This window comes from Flavobacterium helocola, assembly GCF_038289885.1.
GTDB classification, from domain to species: Bacteria; Bacteroidota; Bacteroidia; order Flavobacteriales; family Flavobacteriaceae; genus Flavobacterium; species Flavobacterium cheniae.
The window spans coordinates 129,154-145,243 of sequence record NZ_JBBYHT010000003.1; the positions used below are offsets into that span (position 1 = coordinate 129,154).

General features: G+C 33.5%; 12 protein-coding genes. All 12 read left to right on the plus strand.

Annotation, left to right across the window (positions count from 1 at the left end):
- Position 1: 1 nt before the first annotated feature.
- The 12 genes from AAEO58_RS07815 to AAEO58_RS07870 all read left to right on the plus strand — a co-directional run bounded on the left by AAEO58_RS07815 (position 2) and on the right by AAEO58_RS07870 (position 15,702).
- Positions 2-1,438, plus strand: a complete 1,437-nt coding sequence (locus tag AAEO58_RS07815) for an MBOAT family O-acyltransferase (protein ID WP_341682914.1) — start codon at positions 2-4, stop codon at positions 1,436-1,438.
- A gap of 1 nt (position 1,439) precedes the next feature.
- On the plus strand, positions 1,440-2,345 hold the full coding sequence (locus AAEO58_RS07820; RefSeq protein ID WP_341682915.1) for a hypothetical protein: 906 nt from the start codon (positions 1,440-1,442) through the stop codon (positions 2,343-2,345).
- 11 nt (positions 2,346-2,356) lie between these two features.
- On the plus strand, positions 2,357-3,514 hold the full coding sequence (locus AAEO58_RS07825) for a cytidylyltransferase domain-containing protein (RefSeq protein ID WP_341682916.1): 1,158 nt from the start codon (positions 2,357-2,359) through the stop codon (positions 3,512-3,514).
- A gap of 965 nt (positions 3,515-4,479) precedes the next feature.
- A complete protein-coding gene (locus tag AAEO58_RS07830; RefSeq protein WP_341682917.1) occupies positions 4,480-5,355 on the plus strand; it encodes an N-acetylneuraminate synthase family protein in 876 nt (291 codons plus the stop codon).
- A gap of 846 nt (positions 5,356-6,201) precedes the next feature.
- Complete coding sequence (locus tag AAEO58_RS07835; protein ID WP_341682918.1) at positions 6,202-6,531, plus strand: GIY-YIG nuclease family protein; 330 nt, start codon at positions 6,202-6,204, stop codon at positions 6,529-6,531.
- Positions 6,532-7,429: 898 nt separating this feature from the next.
- Positions 7,430-8,827: a glycosyltransferase family protein gene (locus AAEO58_RS07840; protein WP_341682919.1), complete on the plus strand. Its 1,398-nt coding sequence runs from the start codon at positions 7,430-7,432 to the stop codon at positions 8,825-8,827.
- Position 8,828: 1 nt separating this feature from the next.
- Positions 8,829-10,262, plus strand: a complete 1,434-nt coding sequence (locus tag AAEO58_RS07845; RefSeq protein ID WP_341682920.1) for an MBOAT family O-acyltransferase — start codon at positions 8,829-8,831, stop codon at positions 10,260-10,262.
- Positions 10,262-11,149 carry a hypothetical protein gene (locus AAEO58_RS07850; RefSeq protein ID WP_341682921.1) on the plus strand — a complete coding sequence of 296 codons (888 nt, stop codon included), beginning with the start codon at positions 10,262-10,264 and terminating at the stop codon, positions 11,147-11,149. The genes AAEO58_RS07845 and AAEO58_RS07850 overlap by 1 nt, the downstream gene beginning before the upstream one ends.
- The gene (locus tag AAEO58_RS07855; RefSeq protein WP_341682922.1) at positions 11,149-12,027 is read left to right on the plus strand and encodes a hypothetical protein; all 879 of its coding nucleotides are present in this window, start codon (positions 11,149-11,151) and stop codon (positions 12,025-12,027) included. Before AAEO58_RS07850 ends, AAEO58_RS07855 begins: the two co-directional genes overlap by 1 nt.
- A gap of 3 nt (positions 12,028-12,030) precedes the next feature.
- On the plus strand, positions 12,031-13,173 hold the full coding sequence (locus AAEO58_RS07860) for a glycosyltransferase family 4 protein (RefSeq protein WP_341682923.1): 1,143 nt from the start codon (positions 12,031-12,033) through the stop codon (positions 13,171-13,173).
- Between the two features lie 107 nt (positions 13,174-13,280).
- The gene (locus AAEO58_RS07865) at positions 13,281-14,720 is read left to right on the plus strand and encodes a glycosyltransferase family 2 protein (RefSeq protein WP_341682924.1); all 1,440 of its coding nucleotides are present in this window, start codon (positions 13,281-13,283) and stop codon (positions 14,718-14,720) included.
- Positions 14,710-15,702, plus strand: a complete 993-nt coding sequence (locus tag AAEO58_RS07870) for a glycosyltransferase family 2 protein (protein ID WP_341682925.1) — start codon at positions 14,710-14,712, stop codon at positions 15,700-15,702. The genes AAEO58_RS07865 and AAEO58_RS07870 overlap by 11 nt, the downstream gene beginning before the upstream one ends.
- The last annotated feature ends 388 nt before the right edge of the window (positions 15,703-16,090 follow it).

Sequence of the window (16,090 nt, forward strand, 5' to 3'; positions counted from 1 at the left end):
CATGCTTTTTAATTCTATTGACTTTGCTCTTTTCTTTCCATTAATATTTATATTATATTGGTTTTTTGCTTCAAAAAGTTTGAAGTGGCAAAATCTATTATTGCTTGTAGCCAGTTATTATTTTTACTCTTGTTGGGATTGGCGTTTTCTTTTTTTACTTGTTTTTTCTACTTTGTTAGACTATTATTCGGGCTTACAAATTGAAAGAAGTTCATCTGAACGATTGCGAAAGTTTTGGTTTTGGTTGAGTATTGGTATTAACTTAGGTTTTTTAGGAGTTTTTAAATATTTCAACTTTTTTTCTGCTTCATTTTCAGATTTATTAGGATCGCTAGGATTTCAGGTCAACACATGGTCGTTAAATATAATATTACCAGTGGGTATATCGTTTTATACCTTTCATGGACTATCGTATGTAATTGATGTATATAAAAAACGAATTACTGCAGAGACGAATTTTGTAGAATATTCGGTTTTTGTATCTTATTTTCCACTTTTAGTGGCTGGACCCATTGAGCGAGCTACTCATTTATTACCTCAAATAAAAAAAGAAAGAAAATTTAATTATGCTCAAGCAGTAGATGGTTTGAGACAAATTTTATGGGGTTTGTTTAAAAAGATTGTAATCGCAGATAATTGTGCTGATTATGCCAATTTAGTATTTAATAATTCGGATGATTATTCGGGTAGTACATTAGTGATGGGAGCCATTTTCTTTACTTTTCAAATTTATGGTGATTTTTCAGGCTATTCAGACATTGCTTTAGGAACCTCAAGATTGTTTGGTATCGAATTGTTAAAGAATTTTTCATTTCCATATTTTTCTAGAGATATCGCCGAGTTTTGGCGTCGTTGGCACATATCGTTATCGTCTTGGTTTAAAGATTATTTATACATTCCATTAGGTGGAAGCAAAGGAGGAAAATGGATGCAAATACGCAACACCTTTGCCATATTTTTAGTGAGCGGATTTTGGCATGGTGCCAACTGGACTTTTATTATTTGGGGATTGTTAAATGCAATTTACTTTTTACCCTTGTTGTTGTCAAATAAAAATAGAAACCACATTGATATCGTAGCAATAAACAGTAATTTACCTTCAATCAAAGAGTTTTTTGCAATGGCAGTAACTTTTATGTTAACCGTTTTTGCTTGGATATTTTTTAGAGCCAATAATTTAACGCATGCCATTGATTACATAAAATCTATTTTTACTAAACAACTGTTTAGTCTTCCAGAAGTAAGACCAGCACATGTAATTGTATTAATTTTTGTTTTTATGTGTGTTGAATGGATTGGAAGAAAAAATGATTATGCTTTAGCTACTTTTGGATTGAGTTGGCCAAAAGCTTTTCGTTGGTCATTTTATATGGTTTTGCTAATAGCTATTTTTATTTTAGGAACTAAAGAACAAGAATTTATTTATTTTCAATTTTAACATGAAAAAGTTTTTAAAAAAGTTGTTGATTTTTGCTTTAGTCTTTTTTGTTGTAGACAAGCTTTTTTATGTTCTTATTTATCTATCGCCACATTTCCAAACCGATCCTAGGATTGAGATGATGCTAAATGGAAAAATAAATAAAGACATAATTGTTTTGGGATCTTCACGTGGTGCTATGAATATTATTGCAAGCCAAATTGAAAAAGAGACGGGGCAATCAGCTTATAATATTGCCTTCCCAGGCTCTGATGTGGAGTTTCATGATTTTATTTTAAAAACCTTATTAAAATATAACACCAAACCAAAAACTATAATTTTTGCAATTGACGAACCTTCTCAATTTTTACCTTCAACCTCAATAACTTTTAGAAGAGATAAACTTTATCCACTTGTTAAATACAGCTATATCAATCAGGTTTTAATAGATAAGGGTGACCGTAATTTTACTTCTTGGTTTATGTGTTTGTCTAGATTAAATAAGTCAAATTTTAAATTAATAAAAAAAATATCACCAACAGAAACTGTTCAGCAATGTGGTTCTATACCAGTTGATTTTGTTAATCCAAAATTTAAACCAATTTACAGAAATGAAGTTCAGCCTTATGATGTTAATGAGGAACTTTCTTCAAAAAGAAATGCTTTCTTTTCAATTATAAACCAATGTAAAAAAAATAATATTAATTTGGTCATTACATTTTCTCCAAACTTTTCAACGCCTAGTCAACATTTTGAAGATAGAATTAAAAGTTTAGCACCGAATTCTAATTTTTTTATTTACGATACTACCAAATCAGTTTATAAAAATAAATCGTATTTTTACGATGAATCACATTTGAATAAGAAAGGAGCTGCCATTTTTACTAGTGAAGTAAGCGCTTTTTTAAATCAAATGTCTAAAAAATAAATTTTTAACATATGAAAAAAGTAGCCATTATACCACTTCGAAAAGGATCTAAAGGAATTCCAGGAAAGAATAAAAAGAAACTATTAGGTCGTCCTTTATTTTCATGGGTTTTAGGTGCCGCTATTTTTTCTGATTTGGACGAAGTTTATGTGTTTACAGATGATGAGGAAATTTTAAACTTTATAAGTAATGAATATCATTGGTCAAGCAAAGTAAAGGGTTTGCTTCGCAATGATGAAAATGCAAATGATACAGCATCTACAGAAAGTGCTATGTTAGAGTTTGCTGAAAAAATCCATCACGATTTTGATGTTTTATGTTTGTTACAGGCTACATCGCCTTTAACTACATCACAAGATATTAATAATGCTTTATCTCAAATAAGTAAAGAAGGAAAAACGGCTGCATTAAGTGTAGTAAAAACACATCGTTTTACTTGGAATGCAGATGGAACACCTCAAAATTATGATGTTTTTAACCGACCAAGAAGACAAGATTTTGCAGGTTTATTGATGGAAAACGGAGCTGTTTATGCTACAACAAAAAACGCTTTCATGAAAAGTAAAAACAGAGTAAGTGAAACCATAGGTTTGGTTGAAATGCCTGAAGAAACTTTAATGGAAATCGATAGCCTTTCCGATTGGACTATTATAGAAAATTTACTAGCAGAACGCCAAAAAACTTTTAAGAAACAAGAACGAATCAATTATTTAGTATTAGATGTTGATGGTGTTTTTACAGATGGATGTGTTTATTACGGTGCAGAAGGAGAGTTGATGAAAAAGTTTGATATGCGTGATGGAATGGGATTAGAAATCTTAAGACAAAATAACATTGAAGTTGTTGTAATCACTTCAGAAAACTCTGATTTAGTAGCGAAACGCATGCAAAAACTTCAAATAAAACATACCTTTTTAGGAGTAAAAGATAAGTATTCCTTTTTGCAAAATTTTATAAATCAACAACAAACTTCATGGGCTAATTTGGCTTATGTAGGAGATGATGTAAATGACTTAGCTAATCTTTGCACAGTAGGTTGGTCGTTTGCTCCAGCTAATGCCACATCAATTGTAAAACAACAAGTAGATTTTACATTGTCAAATAATTCTGCAGATGGCGCTATTAGAGAAGTTTGTGAGTGGGTTATGAAGTATAATGCAAGGTTTTAATTTAATACATAATCTCGACTTCGCTCGATATGACAGAACTGTAGTTCTTTAGAAATTGTAATTCCACCATTGTCACCCTGAGCGGAGTCGAAGGTTGATGAAAACTATCTCGACTTCGCTCGATATTACAGAACAGTAGTTCTTTAGAAATTATAATTCCACTATTGTCACCCTGAGCGGAGTCGAAGGCTGATGGAAATAATCTCGACTCCGCTCGATTTGACAGAACAGTAGTTCTTTAGAAATTATAATTCCACTATTGTCACCCTGAGCGGAGTCGAAAGCTTATGGAAATAATCTCGACTTCGTTCGATTTGACAGAACAGTAGTTCTTTAGAAATTGTAATTCCACTATTGTCACCCTGAGAGGAGTCGAAGGCTTATGGAAATAATCTCGACTTCGCTCGATATGACAGAACTGTAGTTCTTTAGAAATTGTAATTCCACTATTGTCACCCTGAGCGGAGTCGAAGGCTGATGAAAACTATCTCGACTCCGCTCGATTTGAAAGTGTCTCGACTTCGCTCGATATGACAGAACTGTAGTTCTTTAGAAATTATAATTCCACTATTGTCACCCTGAGCGGAGTCGAAGGCTGATGAAAACTATCTCGACTCCGCTCGATTTGACAGAACAGTAGTTCTTTAGAAATTATAATTCCACTATTGTCACCCTGAGCGGAGTCGAAGGCTGATGGAAATAATCTCGATTCCAAAAGTCGGAACAGGCACTCGCTCGATATGACAGAACTGTAGTTCTTTAGAAATTGTAATTCCACCATTGTCACCCTGAGCGGAGTCGAAGGCTGATGAAAACTATCTCGACTCCGCTCGATATGACAGTCTCGACTCCGCTCGATTTGACAACCATTAATCCTTTCTAAACTCAATTAACCAAATAATAATCACTTAACATTGTGATTATTCGATAAAATTATTTTTCTTTGCCTTTCTAATAGAATGAAAATGACAGCATATAAAAAACCTTACGTAATTGCCGAAATAGGATGTAATCACAAAGGGGATATGGAAATCGCAAAAGAATTAATCAAAATAGCTAAAATATTTTGTAATGCGGATTCCGTAAAATTTCAGAAGCGTAACAATAAAGAATTATTGACAGAAGATCAATACAATGCACCACACCCTAATCCTGCTAACTCTTATGGAGACACTTATGGTGCGCACAGAGAATATTTAGAATTTGATGTTAATCAACACGCTGAATTAAAAGCGTATTGTGAGGAAATAGGTATTGTGTATTCAACATCGGTTTGGGATACTACTTCTGCAAAAGAAATTGCATCTTTAAATCCAGAATACATAAAAATTCCTTCTGCATGTAACAACAACTACGATATGTTAGGTTGGTTATGTGATAACTATAAAGGAGAAATTCACATTTCAACTGGTATGACTACTAAAGGAGAAGCTGATGATTTAGTTAATTTCTTCATTGAAAAAGGTAGAAACAAAGATTTAGTATTGTATAACTGTACTTCTGGATATCCAGTTCCATTTGAAGACGTTTGCTTATTAGATATCAATTTATTGATTGAAAAATATGGAGACAAAGTAAAACACATTGGTTTTTCTGGACATCATTTAGGAATTGCAGTTGACGTTGCCGCTTATACTTTAGGAGCTAACGTTATTGAGCGCCATTACACAATTGATAGAACCTGGAAAGGTACTGATCATGCCGCATCTTTAGAGCCAGAAGGTTTACGTAAATTATGTCGTGATTTAAAAGCGGTTAGTAAAGCACTTAGCTTTAAAAGCCAAGATATTTTACCAATTGAGCAAGTGCAAAGAGATAAATTAAAAAATAAGAAAGTATAAGACCAAAATCCCTTCATAAGAAGGGATTTTTATTTTTACATAATGTACTGAAAAAAGTGTACTAAAACATAACTAGTCTCGATTCCCCTCGATATGACAGAGCAGTAGTTCTTTAGAAATTGTAATTCCAACCTTGTCACCCTGAGCGAGCCTGTATTGAGCTATGTCGAAATAAAGGCTAATGAAAACCATCTCGATTCCGAAAAAGTCGGAACAGGCACTCGCTCGATATAACAGGGATTATCTCGACTTCGCTTGATTTGACAGAGTAGTAGTTCTAAGAAAATCGAAATTCCACTGTTGTCACCCTGAGCGGAGTCGAAGGCTGATGGGAATAATCTCGACTTCGCTCGATATGACAATGTCTTGACTTCGCTTGATTTGATAGAGTAGTAGTTCTTAAGTTATATAATTCCACTGTTGTCACCCTGAGCGAGCCTGTATTGAGCTATGTCGAAATGAAGGCTAATGAATGCTATCTCGATTCCGATGAATTGGTACAGACATTCCCTCGATATGACAGAGCAGTAGTTCTTTAGAAATTGTAATTCCAACCTTGTCACCCTGAGCGAGCCTGTATTGAGCTATGTCGAAATAAAGGCTAATGAAAACCATCTCGATTCCGAAAAAGTCGGAACAGGCACTCGCTCGATATGACAATGTCTCGACTTCGCTCGATTTGATAGAGATTATCTCGACTTCGCTCGATATGACAGAGTAGTCGTACTTAAGATATGTAATTCCACTATTGTCATCCTGAGCGGAGTCGAAGGCTACTGGAAACATTGTCAGGACTTTTTTATTTTCTAAATAATTTTTATTTTTACATATAGAAATATACACGCCATGAAATTTTATTTTGTTTACATCCTCAAATGTTCTGACAATTCTTATTATGTTGGAATAACTTCAAATTTAGACCGTAGAGTTACGGAACATAATGCTGGTAAATACTCTGATGCTTATACTTATTTGAGAAGACCAGTTGAGTTGGTTTGGTATCAAGAGTTTTTAGAGCCTAATCAAGCTATATCCTTTGAAAAGAAAATAAAGAAATGGAGTCGAGCAAAGAAGGAGGCAATTATTAATGGAGAATGGGATTTATTGCCGATTTTGGCTGAGTGTAAGAATCAAACGCATTGTAAGAATAAAGAATCTCTACTGTTCTCAATTTGACAGAGCAGTAGTTCTAAGAAAATCGAAATTCCACTATTGTCACCCTGAGCGAGCCTGTATTGAGCTATGTCGAAATGAAGGCTAATAAAAACCATCTCGATTCCCTTCGATTTGACAGAGCAGTAGTTCTAAGAAAATCGAAATTCCACTGTTGTCACCCTGAGCGGAGTCGAAGGCTGATGGGAATAATCTCGACTTCGCTCGATATGACAATGTCTTGACTTCGCTTGATTTGATAGAGTAGTAGTTCTTAAGTTATATAATTCCACTGTTGTCACCCTGAGCGAGCCTGTATTGAGCTATGTCGAAATGAAGGCTAATGAAAACCATCTCGATTCCGAAAAGTCGGAACAGGCACTCGCTCGATTTGACAATGTAGTAGTTCTTAAGTTATATAATTCCACTGTTGTCACCCTGAGCGGAGTCGAAGGCTAATGAAAACCATCTCGATTCCGAAAAGTCGGAACAGGCACTCGCTCGATTTGACAGTGCAGTAGTTCTTAAGTTATTTAATTCTACTGTTGTCACCCTGAGCGGAGTCGTAGGCTAATGAAAACCATCTCGATTCCGAAAAAGTCGGAACAGGCACTCGCTCGATATGACAATGTCTCGACTTCGCTTGATTTGACAGAGTAGTAGTTTTTTAGGAAATATTATTCTTTTTTGTCAAGTCGAGCGCAGTCGAGACTTTTCTATAAAAAATGAAACAATTTCGACTTCGCTCGATATGACAGCGTAGTGGTTCTTATGAATTAACAATTCTACTGAGGTCAAGCTTCTTATAAATGAAATAAGTATAACACTTGATAACTAGATAAATTGAATTCCAAAAACTCTTTTTATTAATTTTTAATACGTTATAAATACTATATTTGCCCTCTATTTAATGAATTTGAAAATGAGTAAAAAAGCTTTTATCTTTTTACCTGATGGTGTAGGTTTGCGTAATTTCGCTTTAACTAATTTTAATGCTATTGGTACAGCTTTAGGATATGAAATGGTATATTGGAATAATACGCCTTTTAAAATAAAAGAAGAATTAGGGTACGATGAAGTAAACATTACAAATCATCAGTTGAATCCTTGGACTACAGTATATACTCGTGCTAGAAAGCGTTGCGAATTAAATGTTTTTGATAAAAAATTCAACGAAACGGTTTATAATACCTATAATTTTCCGCAATCTTACAAGGGAATAAAAAATATTATTAAAAGTTTAAATGTCGATTTTTTGGTAGCTACAAAATCTACTGAAAAAGGAGTAGAGAGCATTCGAACTAAAATTAAAAAGTTAGAAAGAAGTACATCTAAATACGAGTATTGTAAAAAGCAATTACTAGAGCACAAACCTGATATCGTTTTTTGTACGAATCCTCGACCAACTCAAGCTATTGCGCCTATTTTGGCGGCTCAAGATTTAGGAATTCCTACGGCTTCCTTTATTTTTTCATGGGATAATTTACCTAAAGCTACCACGCTAATTGAACCCGATTTTTATTTTGTGTGGAGCGATTATATGAAAAAAGAATTGCTTCAATATTGTCCGTATGTAAAGCCAGAGCAAGTTTTTGTTACAGGAACACCACAATTTGAAAGCCATTTCGATACGAGTTTATTACAGACAAAAGAAGATTTTTATAAGTCACATCATTTAGATTTAGAAAAAAAATACATTTGTTTTTCGGGAGATGATATTGTAACATCACCTTTAGATCAATATTATTTAGAAGATTTAGCGATTTCTGTTCGTGAGTTAAACCAACAAGGATATAACTTGGGTATTATTTACAGAAAATGTCCTGTAGATTTTACAAATCGATACGATGCTGTCTTACAACAGTATCAAGATGTTATTGTTTCTATTGATCCTTTATGGCGACCAGTAGGAACGAGTTGGAACGAAATTATGCCAACCAAAGAAGATTTTGCTTTGCAATCTAATATTTGTGAACATACCGAATTTGTTGGAAATATTGCCTCTTCAATGGTCTTTGATTTTGTAGCGCATGACAAATCGTGTTTGTTTTTTGATTACGAACAACCGCAATTACAAAAAGGAATTCGCGATATCGGGCAAAATTACAAGTACATTCATTTTCGTTCGATGCCAAACAAAGAAGCAGCCTTGTTTGTTTATGATAAAAAAGAATTAACTGCTATTGTAAAAGCCATTTTAGACGGAAAGCAATCCAATGTTCCAGTTGGTAAAAAATGGTTTGATGTAGTAGTAGGAATGGAGCCAACAAAAGCTTCAGAGAAAATTTGGGAAGGAATTAATTCAATTGTAAAAAAATAGTATGTTTTTCAACTCCTTATCTTTTGCCATTTTTTTACCCATCGTATTTTTACTGTATTGGTTGGTGTTTAATAAAAATAAAACTACACAAAATACGGTATTGATTGTTGCGAGTTATTATTTTTATTCTTGTTGGGATTGGCGTTTTCTGTTTTTATTGGTGTTTTCTACTTTGTTAGATTATTTCAGTGCTATTATGATGGAAAACAGCACTTCGGATAAAAAACGCAAGTTGTGGTTGTGGCTAACTATCGGAATCAACTTAGGATTTTTAGGGGTTTTCAAATACTATGATTTCTTTGCACAATCTTTTGCCGATTTGTTAAACGGTTTCGGATTTCAAACCAATCCAGTTTTATTAAAATTAATACTTCCTGTTGGGATATCTTTTTATACGTTTCATGGCTTATCCTATGTGATTGATATTTATTACAAACGCATTACTGCCGAACGCAATTTTATAGACTATTCATTGTTCGTAAGTTACTTTCCACTTTTAGTAGCCGGACCAATTGAAAGAGCTACGCATTTATTGCCGCAGGTAAAAATCAAACGCCATTTTAATTTTGAAAAGGCGAAAGAAGGCGTTTATCAAATCATTTGGGGATTGGTCAAAAAAGTGGTTATTGCGGATAGTTGTGCCACTTATGCCAATGCTGTTTTTGATAATTACGAATCCATGAATTCGTTGTCGTTAATTTTAGGCGCTATTTACTTCGCTTTCCAAATTTATGGTGATTTTTCAGGCTATTCCGATATTGCATTAGGAACCTCTAAATTATTCGGAATCGATTTATTAAAGAATTTCAATTATCCTTATTTTTCCAGAGACATTGCCGAGTTTTGGCGTCGTTGGCACATTTCGTTATCATCATGGTTCCGCGATTATTTATACATTCCTTTAGGAGGAAGTCAAGGGGGTATGTGGATGAAAGTTAGAAATACATTCATTATTTTCCTAGTGAGCGGATTCTGGCATGGAGCCAATTGGACGTTTATTATTTGGGGCTTATTGAATGCAATTTATTTCTTGCCTTTGTTATTACAAAATAAGAATCGTTCCAATATGGGCGAAATTGAAATGGGTTGGAATATAAGCAGTGTAAAAACCATTTTAAATATTCTAGGCACATTTGCTTTAACCACTGTCGCTTGGATTTTCTTTAGAGCCAAATCGATTTCAGAAGCAGTTGGTTATATTCAAAAAATGGTGACCGATTTCCATTTTAATCCGCAGTATTTGAGTAACGAACGTTATAATTTTGAATTGGTACTTTTGGTGTTGGTTTTTGTCTTCGTAGAATGGTTCAATCGTTCAAAAGTAGAACCTTTATCAGGAAAAGCAAGTTGGATAAAAATAACCTTAGCGATTATGGCTTTATTAGCTTTAGGCGTGTATTCCGATTATAAAGAATTTATTTATTTCCAATTCTAATGAAACAGTTTTTAGTTTTTATCGGAAAAATAATAGTTGTGCTTTTGCTCTCGAGTTTTGCTCTAGACTTTAGCTACTCGTATGTTTATTCAAAATCGATTAAAAGAAATAAAATTGAAAACGTTATTAATTCTGAAGCTAAAAAATATGATGTAATAATGTTAGGTTCTTCTAGAGCAAACAATCATTTTGTGCCCCAGCTTTTTATTGAAAAAGGATTCAAAGCATACAATTATGGTATGAGTGGTGCTAGATTGCAAGAATCTGCATTAATGTTGCAATTAATGATTGATAAAGGTTATAATATTAAGAATATTATTCTTGAAGTTGACTTGAATATCAATACAGAAGGCTATTCTGATGGCGCAAGAGCACGATTTATGCCATTTTTAAAATCCTATTCAACCATTTCAGATTACTATAAAAATCGCATTCCAGAATTTAATTCATTATATTATTTACCTTTTTATCGGTACATTCAATATGATTCTCAAATTGGTTTTAGAGAAATGTTTTTTTCTGTTATTAACAAGCCTTCAGCAAGTATTTTGAATGAGGGTTTTTATGCCTTACAGGGCGAAGGGAAAAACATGCAGTATGATTTAACTAAATACACTCCAAAGAAAAATAAAGATTATGAATTGATTAAAAAGTTGTGCCAAAGTAATAATATAAATCTAATAGTCGTAAGTACACCTATGTGTGAAAATGTGAAAGGAATAAATTATTTTAAAACAATAAAAAATGTTTATCCTGAAGTTCATAATTATGAAAACGCAGTAACAGAAGATAAATATTTTTCTACCTGTGGGCATATGAATGAAGCTGGTGCTCGCATTTTTACTGCTAAAATCATAGAGGACTTCTTTTCAGCAAAAACCAACTAATGAAACCTTTTTTTCTTTTTATCGGAAAAATTATACTAGTGCTTTTGCTAACCGCATTTGCATTAGATTTCATTTACACCTCTGTTTTTGCAAAATCGGAAACTCGAAATAAAGTAGAAAATGTTATCAATTCGAAACGGCAAAACTATGATGTGATTATTTTAGGAACTTCTAGAGCGAACAATCATTTTGTGTCGGAGTTGTTTGAAAAAGAAGGGTTGAAAACCTTTAATTACGGGATGAGTGGCGCTCATTTATTTGAGACTTCTTTACTACTGAAATTAATGGTAGAGCGCGGTTGGGAGATAAAAAACGTCATTGTTGAAACCGATTTGAATTTATCCAACGAAAAACGCGATGATGGGACTTTTGGACGTTTTATGCCGTTCATACACAAATCCGAAACTATCACCAACCATTTTAAAAAAGAAGCTGATTTTACGGAATTGTATTATGTACCTTTTTACAGATATATTCAATTTGATGCAAAAGTAGGGTTTAGAGCTTGGTACAAAACATTAGTTAATGAACTTACCAATTCGTTAGCAAACGATGGCTATTATCCCTTAGGATTTAATCCTAAAGCCAATATGAAAAACAATATTGAAAGTTTAGTGCCTTTGCGTAACCGTTATTTCGAAGAAATTAAGCAAATTTGTAAAAGCAGTAACATCAATTTAATTGCAGTGACTACGCCCATGTGTTCTAATGTAAAAGGAATGGAGTATTTTAAAAAGGTGAAAGCGTTGTATCCTGAAATTAAAGAGTATGAACATGTAGTAGCCGGAGATCAATACTTTTCATCGTGCGGACATTTGAATGATAAAGGCGCTAGGTTATACACCACTAAAATTATTGAAGACTTATTTAAAAAATAAACTATGCACATTGCTTTTTTAACTCCAGAATATCCGCATTCGAAAATTAAGCATTCGGGTGGTTTGGGCACTAGTATTAAAAACTTGGTGGTGGCTTTGGTTGCAAAAGGAGTTAAAGTTACTATTTTTGTATATGGTCAATCAAAATCGGAAATTTTTGAAGAAAATGGGATTGTCTTTCATTTTATTTCAGACAAAAAATATCGATTAGGAAAATGGTTTTTTTACAGAAAACACCTTCAAAACTATATCAATTCGGTTGTTAAAAAAGAGAAAATAGATGTAATTGAAGCACCCGATTGGACAGGAGTTACCGCTTTTATGAATTTTACGGTTCCGTTAGTTATTCGTTTTCACGGAAGCGACACTTATTTTTGTCATATCGAAAAAAGAAAACAGAAGTTTAAAAATCGTTTGTTTGAAACTTTAGCGGTAAGAAAAGCAAAAGGGTTTATTGCTCCAACAAAATACGCAGGTGAAGTTTCGGCTAAACTTTTCGGATTGCACAAAGAGCAGATAAAAACCATTCATTACGGTTTGGATTTAACTCAATTCAATAATGAACATCCTGAACATTTTGAAAAAGGACTTGTTTTATACATAGGGACTATCATAAGAAAAAAAGGCGTTTTTGAATTGCCTGAAATCTTCAATAAAGTAAGAAATCAATTTCCAAAAGCCCAATTGGTTTTAATTGGTGGCGATTCTGGAGATGTAGCTACAGGAAGCAAATCTACTTGGGAATTAGTTAAGCAACAGTTTCATGAAAAGGATTTAGACCATGTTTCCTACTTGGGCAAAATACCTTATACAGAAGTGCAAGAGTATATCAAAAAAGCCAATGTTTGTGTGTTTCCTACTTACGCTGAAACCTTAGGAATGGTAACCATCGAGTCTATGGCGATGCAAAAGCCTGTAGTAAATAGTAATATTGGTTGGGCACAAGAGCTAATGGAACATGGAAAAAGTGGTTTTTTAGTACATCCTTCACAGCATGAGGTTTACGCCCAGCATATTGTAGCATTAGTAAACGACAAAGCATTGTATGAAAATATGGGGAATGAAGCCCTTCGTTTCGTCGCAAATCGTTTTAATATTCAAAATATTGTTGACCAAAATATTCAATTTTATAAAAACGTACTATGATTGTATTAGTTCATGATTTTAATAAAGTTATAAAAATTGAAGGGATTCATGAGAACGAACACAAAATCGTTACTCATAAGTCGTCTATGGCCACAATGATTTATGAATTGGCTTCTTATTATCCTGAAGAAATAATAGTGTGGTGTAATGAATCAGCCTATTCCATATTAAATCGAGATTTTATTGAAAAAGCATTTCCACATAATCGTTACATCTATTCTTATAACCCTTCTGGTAATTTTTTTCCAGATGTTATTGGGTATATAGAAGAGTCTCCTTTTATAAACATTAATAAAGAGGTTCGTTATCCTACTTGGCAAATGAGCAGTGTTGTGGGGGCTATTAAAGCAAGTACTGTTTTGTTAACCGATAGAAAGTATTGGGAAACTAGTGATAATTTAGATTTTGTATTGAATTCCATTGCTAAATTATACCAACCTTTAGGAATGTTTTGTTATTCGGAACCGCAACTGATAATAGATTTTAAAAATCACGTAACCTATCCAACTGCTACAATAAAAGAATTATTTTACTTTACATCACAACAATACAAATGGGTGTGGAAGCATTTTCTTTTGTTGTGTTTGGTGATTTATGAAAAACGCTTACCGCTACTTCCTTGGTTTTTTTCCATTTTTAAATCTATACAAAAAAAGCAAATTGCGGATTTAAATTTTGAAAGCTATGAGCCCGTTATTAATTGGGAAACGGAAACCATTGATGTGATTATCCCAACCATTGGAAGAAAAGCTTATCTTTATGATGTTTTAAAGGATTTAAGTGTGCAAACGCACTTACCTAAAAATGTCATTATTGTGGAACAAAATCCAGTACAAGATAGTGAGTCAGAATTAGACTATATTCATAATGAAGTTTGGCCTTTCCAAATAAAACATATTTTTACACATCAAACAGGAGCTTGTCAAGCAAGAAATAAAGCTTTGGATTTGTTAGAGAGTAATTGGTGTTTTTTTGCAGATGATGATATAAGATTTGAAAAAGACTTGATTTCATTAACAGTATCTAATTCAAATTCTTTAGATATAAAAGTTGCGAATTTAAGTTGCTTAAGAAAACATGATAAAAAAACCTTGAATAGTATATTTCAATGGATGGTTTTTGGATCGGGTTGTAGTATTGTAAAGAATGAGGTTTTGAAGGGTTTGAATTTTAATTTATCATATGAATTTGGTTTTGGTGAAGATGCAGATTTTGGTATGCAAATTCGCAATAAAGGATATGATGTTATTTACTTACCTGAGCCAGCCATTTTGCATTTGAAAGCCCCAATGGGAGGGTTTAGGACTAAACCTAAATTTGATTGGCATAAGGAGCCTATAGCGCCAAAGCCATCTCCAACGGTTATGTTGTTTGCTCTTTTGCACAAAACTAATCAACAGCTTTTAGGTTATAAAACTATTTTGTTTTTCAAATATTATAAAGTACAATCCATTAAAAATCCATTAGCTTATTATAAAATGTTTCAAAAACAATGGCAAATAAGTATCAAATGGGCTAAAATATTACAAAGGAAAAATGAAATTTAGTCTTATCATCTGCACTTATAAACGCCCTAAGGCTTTATTGACTTTACTGCAATCGGTAAAGAAACAAACCTTGTATCCTAATGAGATTTTAATTGTCGATGGTTCTCCAGATGATTTTACGGAAGAGATGTTAGCTCAAAATCACTTTTTAAATTTAGTATATTACAAAGTTGAAGAAAAGGATAGAGGGTTGACAAAACAGCGTAATTATGGCATTGTTCGAGTTTCTGAAGCTAGTGAAGTTGTTTGTTTTTTAGATGATGATACGGTTTTGGCGCCCAATTATTTCGAAGAAATTATCAAAATCTATACGATACATCCAGAAGCTTTAGGAGTAGGAGGTTATATTACTAATGAAGTGTCTTGGCAATATGTAGGAGTTGACTACGTGCCTAAAATTAATGAGTTTTACTTTGATGGTTACAAACGAAGTGATGGTTCGCGATTTGTTTGGCGTAAAAAGTTAGCTTTGGATAGCAATGTGCCACCAGGCTATTCTTCTGAGTTTTCCCATGGTCGTAGTGTAGGTTTTTTACCACCATCCGGTAAAGTATACCCTGTGGAACAGTTAATGGGCGGTGTTGCTTCTTTTCGAAAAAATGTTTTTGAGAGGTTTCAATTTTCTACTTATTTTGAGGGATATGGTTTGTATGAAGATGCCGATTTTACGCTTAGGGTTTCAAAAGTAGGGAAGTTGTTTCTGAATACTTCGGCTCAATTAGAACATCATCACGATGCTGCAGGTCGCCCCAACCAATACGTCTATGGAAAAATGGTGGTGCGTAATGGATGGTATGTATGGCGAGTTAAAAATCCAAAACCTTCTTTTAAAGCAAAGCTCAAATGGCACGCAATTACCTTGTTGTTAACAGCTATTCGGGCCACTAATGTCATTACTACTACTAAGAGAAAAGAGGCTTTTACGGAGACTATGGGGAGAGTTGTGGGTTGGTTTTCGTTGTTTTGGAACAGGCCGAGGTGACTTGGAAATTAAGTGGTTGGGAGTGTTAACCATTGTTTTGTCATTCCGTTAGGAATCTCTTGTATGAACTTATATGCTTTATATGGTTTAAAATTTTCGTTTCAGATTTCAGGTTTGAAGTTGATTTTTGAACTTGTTCTTGTTCTTGAAAAAGTTTTACACAGAGTTTCACAGAGCTTTTTTCAATTGGATTGTGTTGTGAGAGATACACAGAGACGTTTCACTTTGTTGGTTTTTGTCATTCCGCCGAAGTAGGAATCTCCTACAAAGTAGGCCAACCTTTGAGCAAAGCGAAAACAATTGCCCTTGTTCTTGTTCTTGTTCTTGGTCTTGATTTTTTCCGAACGTAGATTGAAGAAATCTTAAAAATCTTATATGAACTTTTAAA

Coding starts and splice junctions, on each gene's coding strand:
- AAEO58_RS07830 (WP_341682917.1), top strand. CDS start 4,480: ATGACAGCATATAAAAAACCTTACGTAATTGCCGAAATAGGATGTAAT.
- AAEO58_RS07825 (WP_341682916.1), top strand. CDS start 2,357: ATGAAAAAAGTAGCCATTATACCACTTCGAAAAGGATCTAAAGGAATT.
- AAEO58_RS07820 (WP_341682915.1), top strand. CDS start 1,440: ATGAAAAAGTTTTTAAAAAAGTTGTTGATTTTTGCTTTAGTCTTTTTT.
- AAEO58_RS07840 (WP_341682919.1), top strand. CDS start 7,430: ATGAGTAAAAAAGCTTTTATCTTTTTACCTGATGGTGTAGGTTTGCGT.
- AAEO58_RS07845 (WP_341682920.1), top strand. CDS start 8,829: ATGTTTTTCAACTCCTTATCTTTTGCCATTTTTTTACCCATCGTATTT.
- AAEO58_RS07850 (WP_341682921.1), top strand. CDS start 10,262: ATGAAACAGTTTTTAGTTTTTATCGGAAAAATAATAGTTGTGCTTTTG.
- AAEO58_RS07855 (WP_341682922.1), top strand. CDS start 11,149: ATGAAACCTTTTTTTCTTTTTATCGGAAAAATTATACTAGTGCTTTTG.
- AAEO58_RS07870 (WP_341682925.1), top strand. CDS start 14,710: ATGAAATTTAGTCTTATCATCTGCACTTATAAACGCCCTAAGGCTTTA.
- AAEO58_RS07815 (WP_341682914.1), top strand. CDS start 2: ATGCTTTTTAATTCTATTGACTTTGCTCTTTTCTTTCCATTAATATTT.
- AAEO58_RS07860 (WP_341682923.1), top strand. CDS start 12,031: ATGCACATTGCTTTTTTAACTCCAGAATATCCGCATTCGAAAATTAAG.
- AAEO58_RS07835 (WP_341682918.1), top strand. CDS start 6,202: ATGAAATTTTATTTTGTTTACATCCTCAAATGTTCTGACAATTCTTAT.